General features: G+C 66.4%; 26 protein-coding genes. 10 read left to right on the top strand and 16 right to left on the bottom strand.

Annotated features, from left to right (window positions below):
* Positions 1-35: 35 nt before the first annotated feature.
* From AC5Y49_RS02675 to AC5Y49_RS02665, 3 genes are all read right to left on the bottom strand, one after another.
* Complete coding sequence (locus AC5Y49_RS02675; RefSeq protein ID WP_499884258.1) at positions 36-1,160, bottom strand: glycoside hydrolase 5 family protein; 1,125 nt, start codon at positions 1,158-1,160, stop codon at positions 36-38.
* A gap of 88 nt (positions 1,161-1,248) precedes the next feature.
* Positions 1,249-1,635, bottom strand: coding sequence for a DUF2237 family protein (locus tag AC5Y49_RS02670; protein WP_499884257.1), 387 nt, complete (start codon positions 1,633-1,635; stop codon positions 1,249-1,251).
* A 6-nt stretch (positions 1,636-1,641) separates the two neighbouring features.
* Positions 1,642-2,610 carry an aldo/keto reductase gene (locus tag AC5Y49_RS02665; protein WP_499884256.1) on the bottom strand — a complete coding sequence of 323 codons (969 nt, stop codon included), beginning with the start codon at positions 2,608-2,610 and terminating at the stop codon, positions 1,642-1,644.
* 123 nt (positions 2,611-2,733) lie between these two features.
* On the opposite strand from AC5Y49_RS02665, the gene AC5Y49_RS02660 reads away from it, so the two are divergent.
* Genes AC5Y49_RS02660 through AC5Y49_RS02650 form a run of 3 tightly spaced genes read left to right on the top strand, consistent with a single transcriptional unit; the run spans position 2,734 to position 4,698 of the window.
* Entirely contained in the window at positions 2,734-3,495 is a 762-nt protein-coding gene (locus tag AC5Y49_RS02660; protein ID WP_499884633.1) for an SDR family oxidoreductase, read from the top strand.
* A gap of 26 nt (positions 3,496-3,521) precedes the next feature.
* The gene (locus AC5Y49_RS02655) at positions 3,522-4,253 is read left to right on the top strand and encodes a DUF2652 domain-containing protein (protein WP_499884255.1); all 732 of its coding nucleotides are present in this window, start codon (positions 3,522-3,524) and stop codon (positions 4,251-4,253) included.
* Between the two features lie 10 nt (positions 4,254-4,263).
* Positions 4,264-4,698 (top strand): SRPBCC family protein, encoded by a 435-nt coding sequence (locus tag AC5Y49_RS02650; protein ID WP_499884254.1) that lies wholly within the window; start codon positions 4,264-4,266, stop codon positions 4,696-4,698.
* A gap of 20 nt (positions 4,699-4,718) precedes the next feature.
* Here the strand turns inward: AC5Y49_RS02650 and AC5Y49_RS02645 are convergent, their stop codons facing one another.
* Both AC5Y49_RS02645 and AC5Y49_RS02640 read right to left on the bottom strand, forming a co-directional pair.
* Positions 4,719-5,111 carry a type II toxin-antitoxin system VapC family toxin gene (locus AC5Y49_RS02645; RefSeq protein ID WP_499884253.1) on the bottom strand — a complete coding sequence of 131 codons (393 nt, stop codon included), beginning with the start codon at positions 5,109-5,111 and terminating at the stop codon, positions 4,719-4,721.
* On the bottom strand, positions 5,108-5,353 hold the full coding sequence (locus AC5Y49_RS02640) for a type II toxin-antitoxin system Phd/YefM family antitoxin (RefSeq protein ID WP_499884252.1): 246 nt from the start codon (positions 5,351-5,353) through the stop codon (positions 5,108-5,110). The genes AC5Y49_RS02645 and AC5Y49_RS02640 overlap by 4 nt, the downstream gene beginning before the upstream one ends.
* A gap of 85 nt (positions 5,354-5,438) precedes the next feature.
* Here AC5Y49_RS02640 and AC5Y49_RS02635 point away from each other — a divergent pair, with 85 nt between their 5' ends.
* The 3 genes from AC5Y49_RS02635 to AC5Y49_RS02625 all read left to right on the top strand — a co-directional run bounded on the left by AC5Y49_RS02635 (position 5,439) and on the right by AC5Y49_RS02625 (position 9,346).
* The gene (locus tag AC5Y49_RS02635; protein ID WP_499884251.1) at positions 5,439-6,626 is read left to right on the top strand and encodes an acyl-CoA dehydrogenase family protein; all 1,188 of its coding nucleotides are present in this window, start codon (positions 5,439-5,441) and stop codon (positions 6,624-6,626) included.
* A 125-nt stretch (positions 6,627-6,751) separates the two neighbouring features.
* On the top strand, positions 6,752-8,536 hold the full coding sequence (gene ngg, locus AC5Y49_RS02630) for an N-acetylglutaminylglutamine synthetase (protein ID WP_499884250.1): 1,785 nt from the start codon (positions 6,752-6,754) through the stop codon (positions 8,534-8,536).
* A 120-nt stretch (positions 8,537-8,656) separates the two neighbouring features.
* A complete protein-coding gene (locus AC5Y49_RS02625) occupies positions 8,657-9,346 on the top strand; it encodes a sensor domain-containing protein (protein ID WP_499884249.1) in 690 nt (229 codons plus the stop codon).
* 9 nt (positions 9,347-9,355) lie between these two features.
* On the opposite strand, the gene AC5Y49_RS02620 is transcribed toward AC5Y49_RS02625, so the two are convergent.
* The 4 genes from AC5Y49_RS02620 to AC5Y49_RS02605 form a co-directional block, all read right to left on the bottom strand.
* Positions 9,356-10,948 carry a Na+/H+ antiporter gene (locus AC5Y49_RS02620; RefSeq protein ID WP_499884248.1) on the bottom strand — a complete coding sequence of 531 codons (1,593 nt, stop codon included), beginning with the start codon at positions 10,946-10,948 and terminating at the stop codon, positions 9,356-9,358.
* 51 nt (positions 10,949-10,999) lie between these two features.
* Entirely contained in the window at positions 11,000-12,898 is a 1,899-nt protein-coding gene (locus AC5Y49_RS02615; protein ID WP_499884247.1) for a serine/threonine-protein kinase PknD, read from the bottom strand.
* Positions 12,899-12,992: 94 nt separating this feature from the next.
* A complete protein-coding gene (locus tag AC5Y49_RS02610; protein ID WP_499884632.1) occupies positions 12,993-13,343 on the bottom strand; it encodes a hypothetical protein in 351 nt (116 codons plus the stop codon).
* 186 nt (positions 13,344-13,529) lie between these two features.
* Positions 13,530-13,886: an MmpS family transport accessory protein gene (locus AC5Y49_RS02605; RefSeq protein WP_499884246.1), complete on the bottom strand. Its 357-nt coding sequence runs from the start codon at positions 13,884-13,886 to the stop codon at positions 13,530-13,532.
* A gap of 144 nt (positions 13,887-14,030) precedes the next feature.
* On the opposite strand from AC5Y49_RS02605, the gene AC5Y49_RS02600 reads away from it, so the two are divergent.
* Positions 14,031-15,116 (top strand): NAD(P)H-dependent amine dehydrogenase family protein, encoded by a 1,086-nt coding sequence (locus AC5Y49_RS02600; RefSeq protein ID WP_499884245.1) that lies wholly within the window; start codon positions 14,031-14,033, stop codon positions 15,114-15,116.
* Between the two features lie 64 nt (positions 15,117-15,180).
* Positions 15,181-16,926 carry an Hsp70 family protein gene (locus AC5Y49_RS02595; protein WP_499884244.1) on the top strand — a complete coding sequence of 582 codons (1,746 nt, stop codon included), beginning with the start codon at positions 15,181-15,183 and terminating at the stop codon, positions 16,924-16,926.
* Here the strand turns inward: AC5Y49_RS02595 and AC5Y49_RS02590 are convergent.
* The 5 genes from AC5Y49_RS02590 to AC5Y49_RS02570 all read right to left on the bottom strand — a co-directional run bounded on the left by AC5Y49_RS02590 (position 16,923) and on the right by AC5Y49_RS02570 (position 21,063).
* Positions 16,923-17,219 carry a hypothetical protein gene (locus AC5Y49_RS02590; protein ID WP_499884243.1) on the bottom strand — a complete coding sequence of 99 codons (297 nt, stop codon included), beginning with the start codon at positions 17,217-17,219 and terminating at the stop codon, positions 16,923-16,925. The genes AC5Y49_RS02595 and AC5Y49_RS02590 overlap by 4 nt on opposite strands.
* A gap of 76 nt (positions 17,220-17,295) precedes the next feature.
* The gene (locus AC5Y49_RS02585; protein WP_499884242.1) at positions 17,296-18,384 is read right to left on the bottom strand and encodes a class I SAM-dependent methyltransferase; all 1,089 of its coding nucleotides are present in this window, start codon (positions 18,382-18,384) and stop codon (positions 17,296-17,298) included.
* Complete coding sequence (locus AC5Y49_RS02580; RefSeq protein WP_499884241.1) at positions 18,377-19,327, bottom strand: SDR family oxidoreductase; 951 nt, start codon at positions 19,325-19,327, stop codon at positions 18,377-18,379. Before AC5Y49_RS02580 ends, AC5Y49_RS02585 begins: the two co-directional genes overlap by 8 nt.
* Positions 19,328-19,363: 36 nt before the next feature.
* The gene (locus tag AC5Y49_RS02575) at positions 19,364-19,981 is read right to left on the bottom strand and encodes an MBL fold metallo-hydrolase (RefSeq protein WP_499884240.1); all 618 of its coding nucleotides are present in this window, start codon (positions 19,979-19,981) and stop codon (positions 19,364-19,366) included.
* On the bottom strand, positions 19,978-21,063 hold the full coding sequence (locus AC5Y49_RS02570; protein ID WP_499884239.1) for an S-(hydroxymethyl)mycothiol dehydrogenase: 1,086 nt from the start codon (positions 21,061-21,063) through the stop codon (positions 19,978-19,980). The genes AC5Y49_RS02575 and AC5Y49_RS02570 overlap by 4 nt, the downstream gene beginning before the upstream one ends.
* Before the next feature lie 107 nt (positions 21,064-21,170).
* On the opposite strand from AC5Y49_RS02570, the gene AC5Y49_RS02565 reads away from it, so the two are divergent.
* Entirely contained in the window at positions 21,171-21,995 is an 825-nt protein-coding gene (locus AC5Y49_RS02565) for a serine hydrolase domain-containing protein (RefSeq protein WP_499884238.1), read from the top strand.
* Between the two features lie 121 nt (positions 21,996-22,116).
* Complete coding sequence (locus AC5Y49_RS02560) at positions 22,117-22,629, top strand: DUF3145 domain-containing protein (RefSeq protein WP_499884237.1); 513 nt, start codon at positions 22,117-22,119, stop codon at positions 22,627-22,629.
* On the opposite strand, the gene AC5Y49_RS02555 is transcribed toward AC5Y49_RS02560, so the two are convergent.
* A complete protein-coding gene (locus AC5Y49_RS02555) occupies positions 22,610-23,563 on the bottom strand; it encodes a diacylglycerol kinase (protein WP_499884236.1) in 954 nt (317 codons plus the stop codon). The two genes, AC5Y49_RS02560 and AC5Y49_RS02555, sit on opposite strands and share 20 nt — an antisense overlap.
* Positions 23,560-25,140 (bottom strand): FAD-binding oxidoreductase, encoded by a 1,581-nt coding sequence (locus AC5Y49_RS02550; RefSeq protein ID WP_499884631.1) that lies wholly within the window; start codon positions 25,138-25,140, stop codon positions 23,560-23,562. Before AC5Y49_RS02550 ends, AC5Y49_RS02555 begins: the two co-directional genes overlap by 4 nt.
* Between the last annotated feature and the right edge of the window lie 10 nt (positions 25,141-25,150).

Below are 25,150 nucleotides of genomic sequence, written 5' to 3'. Positions count from 1 at the left end.
GTGCCGGCAAGCTGCGAACCGTGGAGTCCGTTGCGTTACAGGGTGCTCAGTTGGTTGATTGTTTGGATTTCGGTGTCCCGGAAGGGCCGTGCGTCAGGTTGGACCAGGTCGTGAAACCAGACCTTCGGAACCGTCTTGTATGGATGATCCCAGGAATCCCAGGGAAAGTACGTCTGGGTCTTCCCGGCAAACAAACCCCAGTTGAGTGCACCTACGTTGTAGCGCTTCGCGATTGGCAAAACGCCCTCGACGGTGCTGCCGAGTGACCGGGCCAGGTACTCGGTGCAGAGGATCGGCCGGCCCAGCGGGGCAAGTTCGGCGATCCGGGCCTCGAAGCCGGCCGGCTTGTCGTAACAGTGGAATGTGACCACGTCGGAGTTGTCCAGTTGAATGTTGACGATTTCGCTGCGGCGCTGCGGATCTCCCCACTCACCGTCCCACACGCCGCTGGTGAGCGGCTGGCTTGGATCAACCGTTCGTGCCCATCCGAACGCCAGGGAGAGCAGATCGGCGACGCGCTCCTGCTTGTCTTTCCGCTCGACGTTGCGATACACCCTTGCGGGGTTGTCGGGCTCATTCCACAGGTCCCAACCCAGCACGCGATCATCGGTACGGAACTGGTTGAGCACTCCGGTGACGTAGTCGCGCAGCGTCCGGCGGTAATCGAGGTCATCGAGGTGTTCAGCGCCGGGGCTTTGCACCCAGCCGGAGTTGTGCACGCCAGGCCTCGGCGCGCGCTGCCGACCCGGTTTGGGGAAGGGATCCCAGCAGGAGTCGAAGAAGACAAAGAGTGGCTTGATGCGTCGACGCGCCGCGATGCCCACAAACTGCGCCAGACGTCGTTGGAAGCCTCGGGCGTCCTGGGCCCAGAGCTGATCGTGCAGGAAGACCCGGACCGTGTTGAGCCCGTGCGATTGAGCCCAACCCAGCTCGGTATCGATGCGCCGCGGGTCGAAGGTGTCGGCCTGAAACATCTCGAGCTGGTTGATCGCATTGGAGGTGATGTAGTTGGCGCCGACGCGCCACCCTTGTGCTTGATACCAGCGGTTGGCTCGGTCCGGCGACCAAGGAGTTGTCTCTGCGGCGGCGCGAGGCGTCCGGGTCAGCGCCGGCCCTGCCGCCACCAGCAGCGGCAGCTTCAGCACCGTTCGACGCCTCACAAAGTGACCATAGTTGCCCGGGTGAGGTGGGCGGACGTGTTGCTCGATCCGGGCTGCGGCTGACCTCCCGCGTCAAAGGCCGGCCGCGTTACAAGTCGCCCAGGTCGTCGGGCACATCGACGGCATACTTGCGGAGCACCTCCAGCGGGATCATGTCCAGAGTGCGTTCGTGGGTAGCGGCGAGCACCACCGGGGCCGCGTAGCCGTCCTGGTGGGCTCGAAGCCAGTTCAGCGCGGTGACACACCATCGGTCACCCGCAAGGAGCCCTGGGAACCGGTACTCAGGTCGCGGTGTCAGCAGGTCATTGCCGATGGAGCGTTGGTGCTTGAGGAACTCGGCGGTCACGACCGCGCAGATGGTGTGGACGCCGATGTCCTCTTGCCCAGTCGAACAACAGCCGTCGCGGTAGAAGCCGGTGACGGGGTCGGTACCGCACTGTTCCAACGGGCCGCCCAGCACGTTGCGATCAGGCATCGACTCTCAGCGCCCGAGCTTTTCGCGGACTGTATCGGTGAGAAAGCGCCTCGCCGATACCGGCCGAAACGAGCGGGCCGCGTCGGTCAGCGCGTCCCGGGAGTCCACCGGAAGTTCGATATCGGCGGCGGCCACGTTGAACTCGAGTTGCTCGACACTGGACGCGCCGGGGATGGCGACGACGCCCGGCAGGCTGATCAGCCAAGCCAGCGCCACCTGCGCCGGCTGGGCGTCGACTTCCGCGGCGACGGCACGCAATGTCTGCAGCAGCGGCTCGACGCGGCGAAGGTTTTCGGTGCCGAACAGCGGATTGATCGCGCGAACACCACCGGGCCGGTTGTCGACGCCGTACTTGCCGCCCAGCAGTCCCTGCGCCAGCGGACTGTAGGCGATGATGACCCGGTTCTCGCGCTCGGCGAACGGAACCAAGTTGTCGAGCGGGCGCGGATACGCCAGCGAGAAGTGCACCTGGTTGCTGATGACGGGTCGGCCGAGCGCAGCATCAGCCTTCTGCCATCGCGCTAGCGAATAGTTGGAGACACCGGCCGCGCCGATGTCGCCGCTGTCGAGCAAGTCACGCATCCCGGGCATGATCACGGAATCCGGCACCACCGGGTTGGGCTGATGGATTTGGTAGAGCGGGATGCGCTTCAACTGCAACCGCCGGGCGCTGGCGCGCTCGCGCTGCTTGACCACCGCCGGGAACGGCGCGACCGGCATGATCTTGCTGGCCACTGCAACCTCGGCGCGTTTGTCGCCGAGCGCTTCGCCAAGGATGCGCTCGCTTTTGCCGAACCCGTAGACCTCGGCGGTGTCGAACAGCGTGACCCCCAGGTCAAGTGCGCGCTGCACGATCTCATGGGCGGCCCCCGACGCGTACTGGTCGCCGTAACCCCATTCGCGTGAGCCGAACTGCCAGGTGCCCAGGCCGATCCGACTGACCCGGCCGATTCCGTCGACGTCCAGATACTTCATGCGCCCCACGGTACTGGGCTGACCTACTCCGCCCAACGCAATACCGAGTTCTTCAGTACCGGTGCCAGATACGCTGTGCCTGCATCAGGGTCGTTACAAGAAAGGGCGAATATGTCAAGGACAGTGGTGATCGGCGCATCGAGCGGTCTCGGGCGCTGCATTGGTGTCGGTCTCGCGCAGCGCGGCAACCACGTCGCACTGCTCGCCCGGCGTCGTGAGCGTCTCGAGGCTGCCGCAAAGGACGCCGGGTCGGACGCGATCGCCATCGAATGCGATGTCGCCGACGAGGCGTCCTGCCGTTCGGCCATCAACGATGCCGCCGACGCGCTGGGCGGCATCGACAACCTCATCTACACCCCGGCTGTGGGGCCGCTGGTGCGCATGGTCGATACCGACGCCGAAACCTGGCGGCGCGTCTTCGAAACCAATGTCATCGGTGCGGCGCTGGCGACGGCGACCGCGGTGCCGCACTTGACGGCATCCGCAGGCAAAGCGGTCTATCTGTCCTCTGATGCAGGCACTTTCGGCCCACCCTGGCCCGGCCTCGGCGCGTATGGCGTCAGCAAGGCTGCGCTCGAACGACTCGTCGACGCCTGGCGAGCCGAACATCCAGACATCGGCTTCACTACGTTGATCGTGGGGGAGTGCGCAGGCGGCGAGGGCGACGCGCAAACGGGAATGAACATCGGCTGGGATCCTGAGCTCGCCACGCAGGCCGTCCCGCTTTGGGTGTCGCGCGGTTGCATGCCCGGCAAGTTGATGCCCGTCGAAGACCTCATCGACGTCGTGCACACGATCCTGCGCGCCGACGCGTCGACATCGATGCCGGTCGTGGTTGCCAGAGGCGCGCCCGCCGGGGCGGCAGCGTTTCCGGGCGCCGGTTAGCCGCAACCGCGTAGACTGCCAATCTCATGGCCATTCGGCGCGCAGTTCTCCTCATTGCCGATATCAGCGGGTACACGAACTACATGAATTGGAACCGGCTGCATCTGGTCCACGCGCAGTTCACGGTAGCCACGCTGCTGGAGGCGGTCATCGACGCCGCCAAAGGCCTGAAGCTGGCGAAGCTGGAGGGCGACGCCGCGTTCTTCTGGGCACCAGATGGTGACGCCAAAGTGCTGGTGTGCGAGCGGCTGACGCGGATGCGCCAGTCGTTTTTCGCGCGGCGCGACAAGATCAAACGCGACCATAGCTGCGGGTGTGCGAGCTGCTCGCAGCTGGACAACCTGTCGCTGAAGTTCGTCGCCCATGAGGGCGAGGTCGCTGAGCAAAAGGTGAAGCGCCACGCCGAGCTCGCCGGGCTCGACGTCATCCTGGTGCATCGCATGCTGAAAAACCAAGTGCCAGTGGCGGAATACGTACTGATGACCGACGTGGTGGCGCAACGCCTCGACGAGCAGTTTCGCCAACTTTGCCTGCCGCTGATTCACGACTTCGAGGGCATCGGACAAACGTCCACCCACTACATCGACCTGGCCGCATCTGGTGCGCCAGTGGCGGTGGCCGAGCGCAGCACTTCCAGCCGGCTGGGAGCGAAGCTGAAGTTGGAGTTAAGCGCGCTGCCATTCATGTTGGGTATCAAGGAAGCCTGTGCGGACTTCCGTAATCTGGGCCGCGGCTCTGCGAACATGCCGAAAGTCTGAAGGAGGTCTCATGGCCGAACTACGTATCGAGCGCACGATCGCGGCGCCTCCGGAACGGGTCTTCGACTGGCTGGCCGACCCGGCCAGTTTGACCGCCGCCCCGCCAGTCCTTCGGGCGCAGTGGGAGAAAGGCTCGTCGGGACCTGCCGAGGGGGCGGTACGACGGGTGATCGGGTTGGGAACCTGGTTCCGCGAAGAGATCACCGCCTACGACCGGCCGCGGACCTACTCATATCTCATCCTCCGCTCCGTCCCACCGTTCGATCACGAGGGCGGCACACTGACGTTCACTCCGGAGGGCGGCGGCACCAAGGTCGTCTGGCTGACCCGCTACAGCCATCCGGCTTACGTGGGCGGCAAGTTGCTGGAACCGGTCAGCAGTCGGCTGCTGCAGTCGAGCTTTTCGGCGATTCTCGCCGGCTGCGCCAAAGCGCTGGAAGGATAGCGACGTCAGGCGCGTCGGTGTCAAGCGGCGATGACCGTGACGTCGTAGGCAGATAACTGGTCGTCCGCAGTGACGATTGCCAGATCGAGTAGCTGCGCCTGGGCGACGAGGACACGGTCGAACGGATCCCTATGGTGGTCGGGAAGCTCCGCGGTCCTCAGGACGTGGGCGTGGTCGACGGGCAGCGGTGAAGTTCCCGAACGCCGAAGGCGGTCAGGCACATAGGATGCCGGCGCTTCGGGCAACGGCAGCTTGCCCAGCCGATATTTGATCGCGATTTCCCATGCGCTGGCGGCAGAGAAAAAAATACTATTACGGCCGTCCCCAACGATTGCGCGCGTTTTGTCGCGCAGGCGGTCAGGGTCTGACTGCATCCAGAGCCAAACGTGCGTGTCGACGAGGTAGCGCTTCATCGCTGGAAGCTGTCGAGAACATCATTGGGCAACGGTGCGTCGAAATCGTCGGGCACGGTATAGACGCCCTCGTCTATGCCCAAACGACGGGCCTCCCGAGGGCGAAACGGCACAAGCTTTGCCACCGGCTCACCCGCGCGGGCAATCTCGATCTCCTGCCCGCTGTCGACGAGCCGCAACAGCTCCGACATGCGGGTTTTCGCCTCGTGAACACCGACCCTGATAGCAGGGGACTTAGTCATAGACTTAGTCTACCTCTGGCACACGAGGGTGCTGGCGCACGTGTGGTCGGCTCGGATCATCGAGATCGGTGATAGGAAAGCAACCATGACATCGACAGCCGATATAAGCGGCCAGGTCGTGGCGTTGGCCAAAGGGATGCGCGAGCTCGTCCGTGCCGAGGCTGCTGAATCCGAGCGGAACCGCACCCTGACCGCCCCGATCGTCGACGAGATGTGGGCCAGCGGCCTGATGTCGGCGTTCGGTCCAATCGCCGCCGGTGGTGTCGAACCGTCGTTTGCCGAGATGATCGAGACATGGATTGAAATGGCTTGGCAGGACGGCTCGTTCGGCTGGGTCGGCATCGCGAACCTGCCGTCGACGTTCGCGGCCGCAGCCTATCTCCCCGACGACGGTTTTGCCGAGGTGTTCACCGCGCACGACAACCGGGTCACGATGGGTGGCCAGTTCTTCCCCAACGGGCAGGGTGTCGCCGTCGACGGCGGGTACCGGTTGAGTGGGTCGTGGAATTTCGGCTCGGGCATTGGCCATTCGCAATACATCGCGGCGGGCTTCTTCCCGATGGACAACGGCGAAATGCGCTGGGTCAGCGACGGTATCCCCGACATGCAGGTGGCTGTCATTCCGCGCGAACACATCACGTTCAATGACGGCTGGCATGTGCAAGGGCTCAAGGGAACTGGATCCTATGACTACGGCGTGCAGGACGTGTTCGTGCCGCACAGCCGAACCTTTCCGTTGTTTCGCCGTGAGCCGTACCGGGGTTCCTCGCCGGCCACCCGGATGGGGCTGATGTCGGTGACCGCTGCCGGTCACGCGTCGTGGGCCCTCGGGGTGGCCAAGAGCATGCTCGACGACGTCACCGAATTGGCGGCTACGAAATACCGGATGAGCGACATGGGGGAGTCGTTGGCCAGTCGCCCGACCTTCCAGAAGGGCCTTGCCCACCATGTTGCGGCTTGGCGCGCGGCGCGACTGTTGGTACTTGATGCGTTCAGCACCGCCGAGACTGCCGTCGCCTCCGGTGAAGACCTGACGCCGGCCCTGCGGGCCGACATGCGGGTAGCCGCCGTCTACGCCACCGATACGGCCCGAGGCTGCGCCGAGTGGGCCCATCTGGTCGCCGGAACCACCGCGATCCGTGAGGGCAGCCGCCTGGAACGCGCTTTTCGTGATATTTACACCGGAACTCAGCACGCTTTCATCAGCGAAAAGGTGGCCATCGATGCGGCGCAGATCTGGCTCGGCATCATCGAGGATCAATTCGGCCTCTGACCAGCGGTGATAGACGACCCGGTGAAGTGGGTAGACAACCTGACCATGATGCGCGTCGGCGACGATGCAGAGCACAAGAGCGATGCGGGGGTACCTCCCGCTTGCGGGGGAGAGGAGCGGCGCCGATGACCCGTGCCGACGACCATTCCGAGGCGATCACGCTCGGCCTGCACGACGCCGCGCCGTCCCACTTGATGGACAAGATGACCGAGGACGTCGAGCTCGAATTAGGTTGGGGCCGACTTATATTCGGTCAGACCTTCGCCGATTTGGGCAAGCTGACCGAGGCGCTGCGATGGGAAGGGCCGGGGCGGCGGGACATTTGCATCTACCCGCGTGAGCCGCATGTGGTGGTCGCCGGGTCGCCGAGCGAGTTCTTCATCGATCCCAGCCACACCTATCGACTGCGCTTCAAGGACTCTGATCCCGAAGACATGACTTCGTCGCCGACCGGTCTGACGGTCCGCACGCTGAAGGAGCCCGACGACGCCGATGCGATGAACCGGGTTTATGTGCGCTGCGGAATGGTCCCGGCGCCAGTCGACACGATCTGGAGCAACCATCGGCAGGCTCCGGCGGTGATTTACCTGATTGCGGTGCGCGACGAGGACGGCGCGGTGGTGGGCACCGTGACCGGTGTCGACCACGAGTTGTTGTTCTCCGATCCCGAGCGGGGGTCCAGCATGTGGGCCCTGGCGGTGGATCCGGCTGCCGCGCTGCCCGGCGTCGGCGCAGCGCTGACTCAGGCGATGGCTGAGCACTTCCAAAGCGAGGGCCGTGCCTACCTGGACCTGTCCGTCGCGCACGACAACTCCGCGGCCATCGCCCTTTACGAGAAACTGGGTTTTCGTCGCATCCCGGTGATGGCGATCAAGCGGAAGAACGCGATCAACGAGCCGCTGTTCACTCTGTCGCCGGAGACGATCGACGACCTCAATCCATATGCGCGGATCATCGCCGACGAGGCGCTGCGCCGCGGAATCCGGGTGGAGATCCTGGACGCGGAGGTCGGCGAGATGCGGCTCACTCACGGTGGCCGCAGCGTGATCACCCGTGAGTCGCTGTCTGAATTCACCTCGGCGGTGGCCATGTGCCGGTGCGACGACAAGCGGTTGACCCGGCGCCTTGTCTCGCAGGCCGGCATAAGGGTGCCCCGCGGCCGCTTGGCCACCTTCGACGACGCCGACTACGCCTTCCTGACCGAAGTCCACGAGGTCGTCGTCAAACCCACGCGCGGCGAGCAGGGCAAGGGCATCACGGTCGGTATCACGGTCGACGACGGTCCCGACGGGCTTGCCGCCGCGTTGACCCGGGCGCGCGAGCAGCACCCCGAAGTGCTCATCGAGGAGCGAGTGGCCGGCGACGACCTGCGGTTGGTGGTCATCGACGGCAAAGTGGTGGCCGCCGCGTTGCGACAGCCCGCCGAGGTGATCGGCACGGGCGACCACAACGTGCGGGACTTGATCCAGGCCGAGAGCCGGCGACGCTCCCAGGCCAGCGACGGCGAGGCCAGCATCCCGCTCGACGAGGTCACCGAGGCCACGGTCGCCGACGCCGGTTGGACGCTGGATGACGTACTGCCCGAAGGCACGCGACTACGGGTTCGTCGCACCGCCAACGTGCATCAGGGCGGCACCATCTACGACGTCACCGCAAAGGTGCATCCGGAACTCTGTCGGGTAGCTGTCGCTGCGGCCGAGGCGATTGGCATCCCGGTGACCGGCATCGACCTCGTCGTCCCCGATGTCACCGGCGACGACTATGTCTTCATCGAAGCCAACGAGCGGCCAGGGCTGGCCAACCACGAGCCACAGCCGACCGCCGCGGCGTTTGTCGACTTCCTCTTTCCAGGTCAGCCGGCCCCGCCGCAGGCCTGGACCCCGGAAGAGTCGCAACCTGACCGTGACTGACACCGCGGTTCGGCCTCCGCCCGGCTCCCCGCAAATGGCGTTAGGCTGACGACACGCGAGTTCTGACCGGCGACGCAGGAGGGCGACCGCGACGCGGTGACCGGGAATGGGGAAGAGCAGATGCGTCATCTGACGGCCGCATTCGTCGTAGTAAGCCTTTGCCTTCTCACCGCCGGGTGCGGCGGCGGCGACGACCACGGCGCCAAATCGACGACAACCACCACCACATCGCGCATTCCTCGTCCCGTAGTCGAGCGTGAACTGGGCGCGTTGCTGCTCGCCCCCGAGCAAATCAACCCCGTGATGGGGGCGACCGAAATGAAAATCACCAGGAAACACGACACAATGTCCGACGACAGCGCAATCATGGAGCCCCGGGAGTGCTTGGCCGTCGACAGCGCGGCGCAGGCCCAGGTCTACGCCGACACCGGCTTCACGGCGATGCTCGATCAGGCATTCAACGACGGCGACAACTTCACCCACTATGCCGAGCAGGCGGTGGTGTTGTTCCCGATCGCCAAACAAGCCAACGCCTTCTTCGCCGCCTCCGCCAAGCAATGGCCGGAGTGCCACCAATACCGCCACGTCCAGTCCGGGACGAAATGGACTGCCGGGCCGATATCCAACGCCAACGGGGTCCTGAGTCTGATCGCCAGTCAGCAGGACCCCAGAGCCGGCGGCTGGGCGTGCGGGCGGGCGTTGGCGGTTCGAAACAACGTCATCGTCGACGTAAACACCTGCAGCCCCGACCCGCAGAACACGGCTGTCGACATCGCCAACCAGATCGCCGCCAGAGTTCCGAACCAGTAAGGACGTCGATCAGTCGGTGTCCGCGGGGTCGAGCAGCCGTACTTCCTCGAGGTCCATCGCCGACTGCAACTCGCGCAGGACGATGTCATCGATCCGGTTTTGATCCCGAAGCTCGGTGACAGCCCGGCGTTTGTGCTCGAGCACGCCGAGACGCACCCGTCGTATCAGGTCGTTCTGCTCGGCTGCGCCGCTGGTGGTCGGGTCGTCGGCGCTGGCCATGATGAGCGCGGCATTGTCTTCGTATTCCGTCTGCAGACGGTCCAGTAGTTCACCGCCGATGCCGATCTCATCGGCGACCACGGGCAACGCTTCGATCGCCACCTCGGCGCTGCGAGAGCGGGCCAGTTGCAATTCCTCAGCGTGCGTAGTGTCTTCGGGCATTCGCGCCCAGCGGACCACGAGGGGCAGCGTGCTGCCCTGGACCAAGACGGTCACCAGAATCACCACGGACACCACGAAGATGATCAGGTTGCGGTCCGGGAATGCGCCGCCGCTGTGCGTGGTCAGCGGAACGGCCAGCGCCGCGGCAAGCGACACGGCGCCACGGAATCCCGCCCAGCTGGACACCACGCGTTGACGCCAATTGGTCCGACGGGCGCGCTGCACCGCTCGCCGGTCGACGGTCCGGATTAACACAGTGGTGGCTTCGACCCAGACAATTCGGGTGGCGATCACGACGCCGGTGACGGCGAGGGCCAGTAACGCCGCGTGGCCCAGTCCGGCACCGACATTGACGATGCCATGCACCGCGCCCGGGATCTGAACGCCGACGAACACCCACAGCGAACCGTTGATCAGGAACGTCGCAATATCCCAAAACGCGAACGCCTGCAGGCGCGAGCGGGCCCGGATCACCCGCGGACCAACATAAGTGAGGACCAGGGCGGCCACCAGGACAGCGACCACACCGCTGCAGTGCATCGTTTCGGCGAGCAGGAACGCCGCGAACGGCGTCAGCACACTTAGCGCGCCTTCCTCGAGTGGCGCGTCGATTCTGCGGCGCAGCAAGGTCACCGCCACGCCGACCGCCAGCCCGGCGGCGATGCCGCCAAGATATGAGCCGGCAAAACGGCCGACCAGGGCAGCCGGACCGATCGCGGGGCTGCCGGTAGCGACGGCCACAGTCACGGCGAACAGCACCAGCGCAGTTCCGTCGTTGATGATGCTTTCGGCGCGCAGCACAGTCAGGGGGCGACGCGGCAGGTGCTTCGCCAGCCCGGCCACGGCCGCGGCATCGGTCGGCGAGAGCACGGCACCGAGCACCGCCGCCGCGTGCGACTCCATCCCGAGCGATCGTGCCGTCCACGACACCGCCACCGCGGTGGCGATCACCAAGCCGACACTGAACAAGACGATGACGCGCAGGTTCGCCCGGATCTCGCGAAAGCTGGTGTTCATGCTCTCCCAGTAGAGGATCGCCGGCAGGAACAACAGCAGCACGATCTCCCCGTCCAGGCGGGTCTCGCCGAACCGAGGGATCAGGCCCAGCAGAGCGCCGAGCAGGATGAGCAATACCGGCGGTCCAACGCGATAGCGCTTGCCCAGAACCGTTCCCACCACCACGGTGGCGACAAGCGCAACGACGACGACAAGTCCGAACACCAGGACATCTTCCGGTACGGGCCCGCCACTGGGGCGAGCGCCCTGCCGTGCTTACTTCTGCTGCAGCGACATCACCTTGTTGCTGTGGCCGGCAACGTAGACAGTGCCATTGCTGTCGACGGCCAAACCCCACGGAAAATCGAGACCGGTGAACGGCAGTTCGACTTGCGTCGTCGAGCCGACGGGAAGTTTCAGGGTCCGGTTGTTTTGGCTGTCGGTGACATAGACGGCGCCGTCGTTGTCCACTGTCACGCCGCCGGGTTCGTTGAGGCCCCGGAAGGGCAGTGTGGATTGACTGCTGGAACCAGCGGGCAGCGCCAGGATTTGGTCGTTACCGCCATCGGCGACGTAAATCGTTCCGTTGCTGTTCACCACTACGCCGGTCGGAGCGTTGAGGCCGGTGAACGGAAGCTCGGTCTGCCTGTCCGAACCAGCGGGCAGCGCCACCACCCGGTTCTTCGCAGTGTCGGTCACATAAACGGTCCGGCTGTTATCCACCGTCACACCGGTCGGATTGCCGAGATCAGTGAATGGCAGCTGGGTCTGGGCTGTCGAGCCCGCCGGTAGCACCACGACTCGCTTGTTGCCGGCGTCGGTGACGTAGACCGTTCCACTGTTGTCCGCAGTGACACCGGTTGGATAGTTGAGTCCGTCGAACGGCAGGACGGCCGGGGTGGTGGAGCCCGCCGCCAACGCCAGCACCCGATTGTGCAAAGTGTCGGCGACGTACACCGTCCCGCCGCTGTCGACCGACACACCTTGCGGCTCCCGCAGGCCGGTGAAGGGCAACGCCGTCTGCTGCGTGTCGCCGGCTTTGGAGCCGCCACCGCCCAGCACGACCATGCCCGCGATGAGCACAATGACGCCAAGTACGGCGGCGGTCGAGATGAGCACAGGTTTGCGGCGCCACCACGGCTGTGACGGCGACGGCGTCGCCTCGGGCAGGTGCGCAGGCACGGGCTGCGGCCGCGGCGTCGCGACGGCGTTGGGCAACCGGCGTTGGATCGTCGCGGGGCTGGCCACGGGCTGCGGTTTCGGGGTGTGTGGTCGGCCGCGGCCCTCCGGGCGGGCCTGCCGGTTTCCGCGAGGGGGAGGCGCCGGCTGGCTGCGAGCAGGCGCCGGCGGCGTGGTGACGGCGTCGTAGGCGGCCCGCGCCAATTGCACGGCGGTGCCGTATCGGTCATCGGGGTTCTTGGCCATGCCGGTGGCGATGACCGCATCGAATCCGCCGGGAAGCCCGGGGTCGGTGATCGAGGGCCGTGGCGGCGGCGCTGTCAGGTGGTTGGTGAGTTGTTGCTCCAGGCTGTCACCGGGGAACGGATGTGCCGCGGTCAAGCACTCGTACAGCACACAGGTCAACGCGTAGATATCCGAGCGCGCGTCGACGGGGCGGGCATCGAGTTGCCCGGCGCTGAACCGCTCCGGGGCCATGTAGTGGAAGGTCCCGATCACGTCGCCGGCTGTTGTCAAGCCCAGTTCGCCTGCCGCACGGGCGATTCCGAAATCGATCAGATAGGCAAAATCGTCGTCGTCGAGCAATATGTTGGACGGCTTGACATCTCGATGCAGCAACCCGACCTTGTGTGCGGCATGCAATGCCTTGGCGATCTGGTCGATGATGTACACCGCTCGCTCCGGTGCCACCGGACCTCGGCCCAAAAGCGACTGCAGGTCGCGACCCTCGATCAGCCGCATATCCACGAACAGCCGCCCGTCGATTTCCCCGTGGGTGTGGATCGGTATGACGTGCGGGCTGCTCAGTCGTGCGGCCGCATGGGCTTCCCGACGGAACCGCTGCTGGAACACCTCGTCGCGGGAAAAATCGGCGGGCAGGATCTTGATCGCGACAATCCGGTCGATCACCGTGTCATGGGCGCGCCAAACCTCGCCTTGGCCGCCTCGGCCCAGCAACTCGATCAGCCGGTACTTCCCGAACGAAGTCCCCTGCAACGGGCCCTCCCACAGCAACTTGTCAGCAACTTGGCAGCACCATAACGTGCCAGCAAGAACAGGCGCAGGTTTTTTGGTAGCTAAGCCCCAGCCGCTACCACCGGGTCAGCGTGAAGGGATAGCTGTCAGTTCCGCCCGGCCCGCCGCCGCAGCCCGTCTCGTAGCTGGACTGCACCGAACCGCTGAGCGTTACCGCGTCCCAGGAGTAGGTGTCATGTGACGGAAAGAAGGCGATTACGCATCGCACACCGTCGGGCACGTCGACGCTCATCGTGTAGCGGCCGTCGACGAGGTGGGCGTCCCCGTTGTAGGGCGCGGCCTGTCCGTTGGGCTGTGGGATCGCCTGCACATGCACGCAGCCGGCGGTACCGCATGGCCGGATGGCCCACAGCCAGTCATGGCCCGGATCTCGTGGCGTCTCAAGTGCATAGTTGCCGATCTGCATCTCGGCTCGAGATACCGGCGCGAGGGTCACCGCGATTGCGGTGAGCACTGCGCTGAGTGCCAACGTCTTCACGGACCACTCTCCGTTCGTCTCGCACGCAATTCGCCTGATACTAAGCGCTGATAGCAGCGGACTGCACCGAAGCGCGTCAAAAGCCATGTCCGCGAGTATCGCCTGACAAGCGGGTCAGTGCGAGCAGGCGGTGCGGGCGGGCTGGCCGGTGGCGGTCATATTGGTCACCACGTCGCCATCGACCAGGATCGCGCAGGTGATCGAGCCGGCGCCCTCGGCGCTGAGCACAAATACCTGGGTACTGAACGCGGTGAACTGCGTCGTCCACGGCAATGTCACATTTGCCTGCTGCTGCTGCCCGGTGTCGGTTTGGTATGAGATGTATTCGGCCACAGGGGAACTGCCACTTATTACGTAGCGGATTTTCTGCAGCTGCGGTACTGCGTTGGCCACGCCGACAGCACAGGTACCCATGGCTACGGTGAACGCGGCAAAGGTGGCGAACACAGTACGGCCCGTGAAACGCGTCATCTGGATGCCTCCGGTTCAGGGACGGTTACCGGCCTTATGGTGGCACTCAGGCGCCGGATATCCAGCGTTTTTTGCATCTTTTGCGGACGCCCAACCGCGTGGGCGCCGCTCAGGGCGAGCCGGACACGAGCAGAGAGGTGACAGATGTCAGAACGCAGTCCAAAACGGGTTGTGGTGTGGGGTACCGGGTTCATCGGCAAGATGGTGATTGCCGAGATCGTCAAGCACCCACAGTTCGAACTGGTGGGCGTGGGTGTCAGCAGTCCCGGGAAGGTGGGCCGCGACGTCGGCGACATCTGCGGGATGGCCGAGCCGGTCGGCATCACCGCCACCGACGACGCCGACGCGCTGATCGCGCTGCAGCCGGACGCGCTGGTGCACTACGGGCCGACCGCCGCGCACGCCGAGGCCAACATCGCTTTGCTGACCCGGTTTCTGCGCGCCGGCATCGACGTCTGCTCCACCGCGATGACGCCCTGGGTCTGGCCGACCATGCACCTCAATCCGCCCAACTGGATTCAGCCCATCACCGAGGCCTGCGAGCTGGGTGAGTCGTCGTGTTTCACCACGGGCATCGACCCTGGATTCGCCAACGACCTGTTCCCGATGACGCTGATGGGTCTGTGCTCGGAGGTGCACACCGTGCGGGCCTCCGAGTTGCTTGACTACACCAACTACACCGGCGACTACGAAAATGAGATGGGCATCGGCCGCGCGCCTGACTTTCGCCCGGTGCTGGAGAACCGCGACGTGCTGATCTTCGCCTGGGGCGCTACCGTCCCGATGATCGCGCACGCGGCCGGCATCATGCTCGACGAAATCACCACCACATGGGACAAGTGGGTGACCCCCACCGAGCGCAAGACCGCCAAGGGCATCATCGCGCCCGGCCACGTCGCGGCGGTCCGGTTCACCATCAACGGCATCTACCAGGGCAAGACGCGAATCCAACTCGAACACGTCAACCGCATCGGGCACGACGCCGCGCCGGACTGGCCGTCGGGCACCAAGGACGACGTCTACCGGGTGGACATCGAAGGAACGCCGAGCATCTTTCAGGAGACCGCCTTTCGGTTCACCGACGGATCCGGACGCGACGCGGCGACGGCGGGCTGTCTGGCGACGGGGATGCGCGCACTCAACGCGGTGCCGGCCGTCAACGAACTCTCCCCGGGCTGGGTCACCGCGCTCGACCTTCCGCTGATCGCCGGAGCCGGCACGATTCGCTGATCCGGGCTCTCTATAAATTGGGGGACGGTGCGCGTCGGCGCGCCGGCGGATATCGAGGGTGGCCATGGCAAACGGACAACAACCAGCGATAGGTCTGTCGGTGGGCGCCACCAACCTTGCGGCCGTGACCGCCAATCGAGCGGTGACCCGCAAGCCGGTGCTGACGCGGTATCGGCAGCGTCCACCCGAGGTGGGTGTGCCATCGGAGAACCCGAACCTAACCGAGCGCGGCCTGGTCATCACCGACTTCGTCGACCGGGTGGGCGATCCGGCCGCCATCGTGGCAGCTGACGGCTCCACGCACCGCAGCGAAACCGTACTCGCCGACAGCCTGCGGGCATTGGCCTACACCGCAACCGATGGTCGCGCCCTGCCCGAAACGATCGCCGTCGCCTATCCGGCGCATTGGCCGCCAGCGGCGGTGGACGCGTTGGGGGCTGCGCTGGGCCGGGTGCCCGAGTGGGCGGGCGGATTGACGCTGCTTCCGGATTACCTGGCCGCGCTGACCGCCCTGCAAGCGAACCCGGGGCTGCCGGGCCGCGGAATCATCGCGGTGTGCGATTTCGGCGGCAGCGGCACCAGCCTCACGCTGGTCGATGCCGCCAACGGCTACCAGCCGGTCGCGCCGACCGTGCGGCACACCGAGTTCTCCGGCGACGTGATCGACGAGGCGCTGCTCAGCCGCGTCTTGGCTGATCTGTCGGCGGCGGGTTCGCTCGACGCCTCGGAAACCTCGGAGATCGGGTCGATGACCCGGCTACGGGCTGCCTGCCGACACGCCAAAGAAGAACTGTCGTCGGCCGCAGCCACCACGCTGACCGCGGAGCTGCCCGGATATCGCGGCGACATCCAGCTCACCCGAACCGAACTCGACGACGCGATCCGTCGGCCGTTGGACGCGTTCGTCGCTGCGGTTCAGCGCGCCTTGCAGCGCAACGGAATCCGTGACGTGTCCGCGGTCGCCACGATCGGTGGCGGTGCGAGCATCCCGGCCATCACCACGACGCTGTCGGAACACCTACGCGCCCGGGTCATCACGGCGGCGCGGCCGCAGTTGGCCGCTGCCGTCGGCGTGGCGCTTCAGGCCATCCGAGGTCCTGGAGACACCGGTGCGACGGCGTTGGCGCCGGCTGTCACCGAAGCCGGACCGATCGCCGATGCCACCACGATGGCCGAAGCAGACCCGGGCCCGGGCCCAGAGCCGGCGCTGGCCTGGTCTGAAGCCGACGACGCCTCGGCCATCATGCCGCTTCTCACCGGCGAGTACCCGGCAGCGACCAGCAGCGCCCCCGCGACGTCCGCCCGGCCACAGCCAGCCGTCGACCACGCGGCCCGCCCCGCCGCTGCCAGCGCCGCCGCGGTGCCCTGGTATCGGCGGCCGGCGGTGGTGATCATCGGCACCGCCCTGGTGGTATTGGCCATCGGGGCCGCCATTCTGATCACGCTGCGCCACACGCCCAGCGCACCGACAACCCCGGCGCCGGGTGTCAGCACCACACCGGAATCGGCAAGCCCCGGATCCGGGACCGAAAGCTCCGCGTCATCAGAGGCACCGGGCAGTTCATCGGCGCCGTCGACAGAATCCAGCGCCCCGTCGTCGCCCTCGCCATCCACGACGACCCAGCCGCCGACTACGACTACTCAACCACCGACCACAACCACCCAGACGCCGACCACCACGCAGGCACCGACGACGACGCAGGCACCGACCACCACCCAGGCGCCGACGTCGTCGCAAGCCGCCGTGATCCCGCGAGTTCCCGGCTTCCCGCGGTTCTTGCCGCAGCCGCCGCCCCCGGCAGCTAGCTAGCTGTCCTCTTGAGGGGCGTCTTCTTTCGGCGCACCTTCTTTGGCGTCGTCGGCGAACTTCGGGTTGCCCTCGTCGTCAAGCCACTCGTTGACCGCGGTTCCGGTGATGGTCCCCTCTGATCCCGGCATCACGGCCGTCGGGCGCTGATCGTCATAGGACTTCATCATTTCGGCGGCTTTTTCTTTGTGCTCATCGGTGACGTCGGGTGCCTCGGTCATCTTCTGCTCTTGGTTATCGCCGCTGTCTTCGTCGACCTTTTCGGCACGGGTTTTTTCGTCGTCGTCTTTGCTCATCACCATTTCCATCCCGTTGGGCTCAGGGTGTTGGCCGACGGTTACCCGTTGCCCCGATGAATCCAAACCGGGCGCGTCAGTGCGACCGTCCGTGCTTGACCAGCACCACCGACGCGAGCGGCATCTGCATTTGCTCGGGGGTGGCGGAGAGTCGCGCCGCGACGGCGGCTTCAAGGTGCTCGACGAAATCGGCCGCCCGCGGGTCGTCGGTACCGCCGTCGAGCCACCCGGCCAGCGTCGGGAAAATCGCTGTCCGCGCGAACGTCGCCCATTGCCCGCCGTACGTCGCGGCATCATGGTCGACCTGGTATCGGGCCCAGAACCGGTCCTCGGCGTTGAACACTTCCAGATGCTCGATCGACATTCCCTCGAAGCGGCCCTTGGGCGCGAACGGCGCCCGAAAGTCCTTCTCGGTGCGAGCGAAAGTGGGGATGATCATGCGCCGCAGTTCCTCGTCGCGCAACAACCCGTCGCGGACCTGATCGCCCAGGCCCGCGACGATGGCGTGCACCAACGGCCGGTAGCCGAATTCGCCGTCGTCGCCGACGGCCATCGTCAGCACCACCAACCGTCCCCCGACGGCCAGCTCACGGCCCCGAAATGCCAGGAACGCCTGCCAGTCCTGGGCGGCCTGGTGTTCGTATGCCGCCCGGGCGGCGTCGTCGCTGCTGTAGGCGACCTGGACGTGGTCGTCGACACCGGTCGGGGAGCGGCTCAGCCACATCGTCGCCCAGGACGTCCAGCCCAGCGTGACGCTTTGGGTCGGCAGGAGCTGCCCGTAAAACGAGCGGCCGATGGCCGAGGCGAAGCTCGCCGAGTCCTTATGCAGGTAGCTGTCCGGATCTTCGGCGAGGGTACGAAACAGTGCGGTGAAGTCGTTGTCCGGCAGGTCGGTGTGGGTGACCTGCACGGCATGCTCGGGTCGGGTGCGACGGCGGATCGCTGCGATCGCTGCCGACATCGGCAACAGCGAATTGTGTCCGGTAGCCGCGCCGTAGTCGACGATGACGATCGGGTGCGGCGGTTTCGGCAGCGGTACCGCTTCGGCGGCTTGTTCGAACAGTGCGACGGCCGGCGCAAGGCCCGCGGCCCGCAGCCGCGACGACGGGGTGTAAGTCTCGCTCTCAATCGGCTCGGGGCGGACGACGATGCTGGATTCAGGCATTGGGATAACAGACCCCAGTGAGTTGTTCGGAGATTTCCCAGAGGCGTCGGCTGTCGGCGTCGTCGCGGGCACGGGCCGGGACCTTGGCGTTGATCACGCCGCCGCCGGCGGCCTCGTAGATGCCGCGCGGCCCGTAGAACCCGCCGCCTTCGGCGTCCTGGGCGGTGGCCGCATACAGCGCGGGCAGGATGCCTTCGTCGATTTCCTGCCAAAGAAACGGAGTCAGCCGCCACGACAGCTTGTAGAAGCGCTCCATCATCGACGGCTTGGCCCGGCCGTGGGAGGGACCACTGATCTGCAGGTTGGTCTTGGTCAACCCCGGGTGCGCCGCATTGGAGAGGATGCCCCAGCCGGCCTCGCGGCTGCGGCGGTCCAACTCCCGGGCGAACATCAGCACCGCCAGCTTGGATTGCCCGTAGGACCCCATCGGGGTGTAGGACCTCTCGAATTGCAGGTCGTCGAAGTGGATACGACCACGACGGGCGGCGAGGCTGCTCAGCGAGACGACCCGGGCTTGATTGGCCGCACGCAGTAGCGGCAGCAGGTGCCCGGTGAGCGCGAAGTGCCCGAGATGATTGCTGCCGAACTGTAATTCGAATCCATCGACGGTGGTGTCGCGCGTCGGCGGGGTCATCACACCGGCGTTGTTGATCAGGATGTCGATGGGACGCCCTTCGGAGTTGAGCTGCTCGCCCAGGGCGGCCACGCCGGCCAGCGACGACAAATCGAGCGCCTTGATGGTCAGCTTGGCATCCGGAACCGTGCGGCGGATCTCCGCGATGGCGGCCTCACCTTTGCCGCGGTTGCGGATCGCCATCACGACATCGGCACCGGCCGCCGAGAGCCGGCGGGCCAGCCCGAATCCCAGGCCGCTGTTGGACCCGGTGACGACGGCCAATTTTCCGGTCAGGTCGGGCACGGCGGCGACGAGGTTAGTGGCCATACCAAGCGACGCTAGTCCCCTTGGCCGCGTGCGTGCTCAGTGGCCGCGGGCCACCCAATCGTCGTAGTTGACGATCTCGTCGCCGACGGTCGTGGTGTCGCCGTGGCCGGTGTACACGACGGTGTCGCCGGGCAACGTGCCCAGCCGGCTCGAGATCGACTCCAGGATCGTCGGGAAGTCGGAGAATGAGCGGCCGGTCGCGCCCGGCCCGCCCTCGAACAACGTGTCGCCGCTGAACACCGCGCCCAAGTCCGGGGCATACCAGCACACCGAGCCGGGGGAGTGGCCCGGCGTGTGCAGTGCTCGCAGCTCCGTTCCGGCGACGCGCAGCGTATCGCTGTCGGAAACCGCACGAAAATCCTTGTCGGGGTGCGTCATCCGCCACAACATGTCGTCGGCGGGATGCAGCAGCACCGGCGCGTCGAGCGTTTGGCCCAACTCCGGAGCGACGGTCACGTGATCGTTGTGGCCATGCGTGCATACCACCGCCACGACGTTGCGCCCGGCGACGGAGTCGACGATTGGCGCTGCGGTGTGCGCTGCGTCGAAAACCACGACGTCGGAGTCGTCACCGACGACCCAGATGTTGTTGTCGACTTCCCAACTGCCACCGTCGAGTTCGAAGGTTCCGTGGGTGACCACGCGCTCGATCACAACATCACCACCGAGCGCAGCACCTTGCCGTCATGCATCTTGTGGAACGCCTCCTCGACGTCACCGAGGCCGACCCGCTCGGAGACGAACTTCTCCAGCGGCAGTCGGCCCTGCAAATACAGGTCGATCAGGGTGGGGAAGTCACGCTCGGGCAGGCAATCGCCATACCAGGACGACTTCAGCGCCCCGCCATGTGAGAAGAAGTCCACCAGCGGCATGTCGATGCGCATGTCAGGCGTCGGAACCCCCACCAGCACAACAGTTCCGGCGAGATCGCGCGCATAGAACGCTTGCTCCCACGTTTCCGGTCGACCGACGGCGTCGATCACCACGTTGGCGCCGAACCCGTCGGTGAGGTCCTGGACGGTTTTGACGACGTCGAGTTCGCGCGCGTTGACGGTGTGGGTCGCTCCGAAGCCGCGCGCCCAGCCCAGTTTGGTGTTGTCGGTGTCGACGGCGATGATCCGGCGTGCGCCGACCAGCGCCGCCCCGGCGATCGCGGCGTCACCGACGCCGCCGCAACCGATCACCGCAACGGTGTCGTCGCGGGTGACGGCTCCGGTGTTGATGGCCGCGCCCAGCCCGGCCATCACGCCGCAGCCCAGCAGGCCGGCCACCGCGGGGTCGGCCGCCGGATCGACTTTGGTGCACTGTCCTTGGTGCACCAGCGTTTTGTCGGCGAACGCCCCGATACCCAGCGCCGGTGTCAGTTCGGTGCCGTCGGTCAGCGTCATTTTTTGGTCGGCGTTGAACGTGTCGAAGCACAGGTGCGGTCGGCCGCGCTTGCAGGCGCGGCACTGGCCACAGACCGCACGCCAGTTGAGGATCACGAAGTCGCCCGGCGCCACGGCGGTCACGTCCGCTCCGACCGATTCGACGGTGCCTGCCGCCTCATGCCCGAGCAGGAACGGGTAGTCGTCGTTGATGCCGCCCTCGCGGTAGGTCAGGTCGGTGTGGCACACCCCACAGGCGGTCACGTCGACCACCACCTCGCCCGGGCCGGGGTCGGGGATGACGATGTCGACCAACTCGACCGGTTCGCCCTTCTTTCGTGAAACCACGCCGCGCACTGTCTGACTCATGGCGTCCAACCTAGGCGATCGCAAACTCGGCGGAGCCGAGTGCGGCGGGTCGCCGCCGACGAACCTAGCGGCGAGGGCAGCTGGTGCGGTGGATAGGCTCGGCCGCGATGGCTGCACTCGATGCGCTCGACGACTGGCCGGTCCCCACCGCCGTCGCCGCGGTCGTCGGCCGCTCCGGCACAGTGGCCACCCACGGCGACATCACTCGGCAATTCGAACTGGCATCGGTGACCAAGCCGCTGGTGGCCCGAGCCGCCCACATCGCCGTCGAAGAGGGCGTCGTCGACCTGGACACCGCGGCCGGCCCGCCCGGATCCACCGTGCGGCACCTGCTCGCCCATGCCTCCGGGTTGGCCATGCATTCCAACCAAACGCTGGCCAAGCCCGGCGCCCGCCGGATGTACTCCAACCAAGGGTTCACGGTGCTGGCCGAGACGGTGCAGCAGGCGTCGGGCATCGAGTTCGGCCAATACCTCACCGAAGCGGTCTTCGAGCCGCTGGGGATGACGGCTACCGCGCTGGACGGCGGCGCGCAGGCAGCCGGATTCGGCGTGAGATCGACGCTGGCGGATTTGGCAGTGTTCGCCGCTGATCTGTTGTGTCCGGCGCTTGTGTCGGCGCAGATGCACGCCGAGGCCACCGCGGTCCAGTTTCCGGGTCTGGACGGGGTGCTACCGGGATATGGCGTGCAGCGGCCCAACGACTGGGGGCTGGGTTTCGAGATCAAAAGCTCCAAAGCACCCCACTGGACGGGCGGCAAGAACTCGCCGCGAACCTACGGCCATTTTGGCCAGTCGGGCACGTTCATCTGGGCAGATCCGGAGGCTGCGCTGGCCCTGGTGGTCCTCACCGACCGGGATTTCGGGGAGTGGGCGCTACCGGTGTGGCCGTCGCTCTCCGACGCCGTGATATCGGAATACGCGGTGGACTAGCGCAACAGGGGTCTCACGAGGCACAATAGACACGCAAGCCACAAATTCATCTGCAGCATGCTCGTCGGATTCACCAGGCCGTTGGGGAAGACGTCCCTCGTGGAGCCGAAGGAGCAGCAAGATGCGTGCGTCGAACCAGTTCGCCGACGCGGCGACGGGCGTGGTGTACATCCACGCTTCGCCGGCCGCGGTGTGCCCGCATGTCGAGTGGGCGTTGACGTCGACTCTGGAAGCCAACGCGAACCTGACCTGGACGCCGCAACCGGCGATGCCCGGGCAACTTCGCGCGGTGACCAACTGGGTCGGCCCGGTGGGCACCGGCGCGCGGTTGGCCAATGCGCTGCGCTCCTGGTCGGTGCTGCGGTTCGAGGTCACCGAGGACGCCAGTCCCGGCGTCGACGGCCTGCGGTTCAGCCATACGCCGCAGTTAGGACTATGGAGCGGCGCGATGAGCGCCAACGGCGACGTGATGGTCGGGGAGATGCGGCTGCGCGCGATGATGGCCGCGGGCGCCGACGCGTTGGCTGCCGAGTTGGATTCGGCACTGGGCACCGCATGGGATGAGGCGCTCGAGGTCTACCGCGACGGCGGCGACGGCGCCGAGGTCTCCTGGCTCAGCCGGGGAGTGGGTTAGCCGGACGGCCCGCATCGTCGCCGCGCGCCGGCCGCAGGATCTGCAGCGCGCCGGCAACGGCGGCAATCTCTGCGGGCAACGCGCAGGCGAAGTCGCCGTCGGCGTAGGCGTTGATGCCCGGTGAGTCGACCTCGACGGACACGGCACGCGCCGTGGTCACCTCGTCGAGATTGACATGGGTGCCCTTGTAGACCGTGGGGAACAACCGGATCAGCCGGGCACGTGAGGCGGAGTGCACCATCGTGATGTCGAGTTTCCCGTCGGCGTGATCGGCGTCGGGGCAGATCATCATCCCGCCGCCGTAGCTGCGGGTATTGCCGAAAGCCGCCAGGGTGAGCTCGGTGACGATCTCCTCGCCGCCGTCGAACGCCAGCCGAAACGGCAGCAGCCGCAATTGCGAGAGCTCGGCGAGCATCGCCAGGTTGTAGCGCATCCGCCCCCGCGGCCAGCGCATCCGATTGGTCCGATCGCTCACCAGCGAGTCGAATCCGGTTGCCGCGACGGTGCCGAACCATTTGACGACGCCGCTGCGGGCGCGGATACGGCCCAGATCAACGGTTTCGGTGTGGCCGTCGGCGACGACGTCCGCGGCGGCCGCCGGATCCTTGGTGGGAATCCGGTATTCGCGGGCATGGTCATTGCCGGTTCCCGCCGGAACGATTCCGAGCGGAATGTCGGTGCCGGCCAAGGCCTGTAGCGCGTCGGCGATCACCCCGTCGCCGCCGACCACGACCAGCGCGTCGGTGCCGCGCTCGAGGGCCTCGCACAGCAAGCGACGGGCGTGTTCGGCGTCGGTGCCGACGATCCCGATGACGTCGACACCGCGCTGCTGAAGTCGCGCGGTCGCCTTTTCTGTGGCGTGCGGCGCGTTTCCGTGCCCCGACGCCGGATTGGTGAGCATCGTCACCCGGGCGATCTCCCGAGGGGGCGTCACGGAATCAGCTTGCCGGGGTTGAGGATTCCAGTAGGGTCAAGGGTTGACTTCACCGCCCGTAACACCTGCACACCCAGCTCACCCACTTCGTCGGCCATCCAGGGCCGGTGATCGGCACCGACGGCGTGGTGATGGGTGATCGTCCCGCCGGTCGCCACGATCGCATCGGATGCGGCGGTCTTGGCGGCGCGCCACTGCTCGAGCGGGTTGCCGCGTTGCCCGGCCACGACGGTGAAGTACAGCGAAGCGCCGGTGGCGTACACATGCGAAATGTGGCACAGCACCAGTGCCGGTGTGCCGGATTCTGCGAGCGCGCCGGTCAATGCGTCGGTGACGGCCGACTTGAGCGCGGGGATGTTCGACCAGGTGGTGGCCGTCTCGAGCGTCTCGCACAGCGCACCCGCCGCCAGCAGCGAATCGCGCAGATACGGCGCGCCGAAGCGGCCGTGTTCCCAGGCCCGCGCCGGCGCTTCGCCCAGCGATGTCCCGTCGTGTGCCTGTAGCACCGCCCGGGTTTCGGCGTGCCGGCTCTCGGCGTGCGCCGTTGTCCCCTCGAAAACGGTGATCGCCAGACATCCCCCGGTGATTTGCGATTCGCCGATGGACTCGGTGGTGGCGAGGTTGACGCCGGTCTCGGCTTCGTCGGAGAGCCGGATGACTGTCGGGCCGGTGCCGGCTTGGGTCACCGCACGCAGTGCCGCTGTGCCGGTGGCGAAGTCCGGGAACGACCACGCCTCGTAGCGAGTGGTTTCCGGCACCGGGTGAACGCGTACCCGAACCTGGGTGATGACGCCGAAGACGCCCTCCGAGCCGATCAGTAGTTGGCGTAGGTCCGGCCCGGCCGCCGATTGGGGGGCGCGGCCCAGGTTCAGCACGCCCGCCGGGGTGATCGCCCGCAGGCCGCGCACCATGTCGTCGAACCGCCCGTATCCTGCCGAGTCCTGGCCCGACGACCGCGTCGCGGCAAATCCGCCCAGGCTGGCGAATTCGAAGCTTTGTGGGAAATGTCCGAGTGAATAGCCGTGTTCGCCCAGCAGTCGTTCCGCCGCCGGGCCGGTGACTCCGGCGCCGAACTCGGCCTCGCCAGATACCTCGTCGAGGGCCAGCAGCTGGTCGAAGCGACGCAGATCCAGCGACACCACGGCGCTGAATTCGCCGCGGATCGGGTCAAGTCCACCGACCACACTCGTGCCGCCACCGAACGGGACGACGGCGATGCCGTGTTGCGAGCAGTACCGCAGGATCGCGCTAATCTCGTCGTCGCTACCCGGCAACAGCACCGCATCGGGTGCATCCTGCTCATCGGAGTCCTTGCGCCGCAACAGATCCAGCGTCGACTTCCCGCCGGCGTGCAGGAGTCGATCGTGGTGGTCGACGAGACAATAGTCGGCCCCCACAATGGCGGCCAGCGCGTCGCGGTCATCGTCGGTGAGAGCCGACGGGCGCAGCTGTACCTGGCCGGCCTGCGGTTCGTTGCCGCGCGCGTCGGTAACCCCGAGAGCCTGCTCGAGCAGTGACCGGATGCCATCGGAGAGGGGCTTGGCCGCAGCCGGGTCGCCCCAAGCGTTCCATTTCATCGGCGGGCGC

It is taken from the genome of Mycobacterium sp. NGS62, assembly GCF_059812285.1.
The sequence above is the reverse complement of the archived record's forward strand: the minus strand, read 5'-3'. Positions and strand labels throughout refer to the sequence as shown.

Bases quoted from the DNA above. Each gene is read 5' to 3' on its own strand.
- AC5Y49_RS02670 (WP_499884257.1), bottom strand. From the start codon at position 1,635: ATGCCTGATCGCAACGTGCTGGGCGGCCCGTTGGAACAGTGCGGTACC.
- AC5Y49_RS02665 (WP_499884256.1), bottom strand. From the start codon at position 2,610: ATGAAGTATCTGGACGTCGACGGAATCGGCCGGGTCAGTCGGATCGGC.
- AC5Y49_RS02655 (WP_499884255.1), top strand. From the start codon at position 3,522: ATGGCCATTCGGCGCGCAGTTCTCCTCATTGCCGATATCAGCGGGTAC.
- AC5Y49_RS02650 (WP_499884254.1), top strand. From the start codon at position 4,264: ATGGCCGAACTACGTATCGAGCGCACGATCGCGGCGCCTCCGGAACGG.
- AC5Y49_RS02645 (WP_499884253.1), bottom strand. From the start codon at position 5,111: ATGAAGCGCTACCTCGTCGACACGCACGTTTGGCTCTGGATGCAGTCA.
- AC5Y49_RS02640 (WP_499884252.1), bottom strand. From the start codon at position 5,353: ATGACTAAGTCCCCTGCTATCAGGGTCGGTGTTCACGAGGCGAAAACC.
- AC5Y49_RS02635 (WP_499884251.1), top strand. From the start codon at position 5,439: ATGACATCGACAGCCGATATAAGCGGCCAGGTCGTGGCGTTGGCCAAA.
- ngg (WP_499884250.1), top strand. From the start codon at position 6,752: ATGACCCGTGCCGACGACCATTCCGAGGCGATCACGCTCGGCCTGCAC.
- AC5Y49_RS02625 (WP_499884249.1), top strand. From the start codon at position 8,657: ATGCGTCATCTGACGGCCGCATTCGTCGTAGTAAGCCTTTGCCTTCTC.
- AC5Y49_RS02610 (WP_499884632.1), bottom strand. From the start codon at position 13,343: ATGCAGATCGGCAACTATGCACTTGAGACGCCACGAGATCCGGGCCAT.
- AC5Y49_RS02605 (WP_499884246.1), bottom strand. From the start codon at position 13,886: ATGACGCGTTTCACGGGCCGTACTGTGTTCGCCACCTTTGCCGCGTTC.
- AC5Y49_RS02600 (WP_499884245.1), top strand. From the start codon at position 14,031: ATGTCAGAACGCAGTCCAAAACGGGTTGTGGTGTGGGGTACCGGGTTC.
- AC5Y49_RS02595 (WP_499884244.1), top strand. From the start codon at position 15,181: ATGGCAAACGGACAACAACCAGCGATAGGTCTGTCGGTGGGCGCCACC.
- AC5Y49_RS02590 (WP_499884243.1), bottom strand. From the start codon at position 17,219: ATGAGCAAAGACGACGACGAAAAAACCCGTGCCGAAAAGGTCGACGAA.
- AC5Y49_RS02585 (WP_499884242.1), bottom strand. From the start codon at position 18,384: ATGCCTGAATCCAGCATCGTCGTCCGCCCCGAGCCGATTGAGAGCGAG.
- AC5Y49_RS02580 (WP_499884241.1), bottom strand. From the start codon at position 19,327: ATGGCCACTAACCTCGTCGCCGCCGTGCCCGACCTGACCGGAAAATTG.
- AC5Y49_RS02570 (WP_499884239.1), bottom strand. From the start codon at position 21,063: ATGAGTCAGACAGTGCGCGGCGTGGTTTCACGAAAGAAGGGCGAACCG.
- AC5Y49_RS02565 (WP_499884238.1), top strand. From the start codon at position 21,171: ATGGCTGCACTCGATGCGCTCGACGACTGGCCGGTCCCCACCGCCGTC.
- AC5Y49_RS02560 (WP_499884237.1), top strand. From the start codon at position 22,117: ATGCGTGCGTCGAACCAGTTCGCCGACGCGGCGACGGGCGTGGTGTAC.
- AC5Y49_RS02550 (WP_499884631.1), bottom strand. From the start codon at position 25,140: ATGAAATGGAACGCTTGGGGCGACCCGGCTGCGGCCAAGCCCCTCTCC.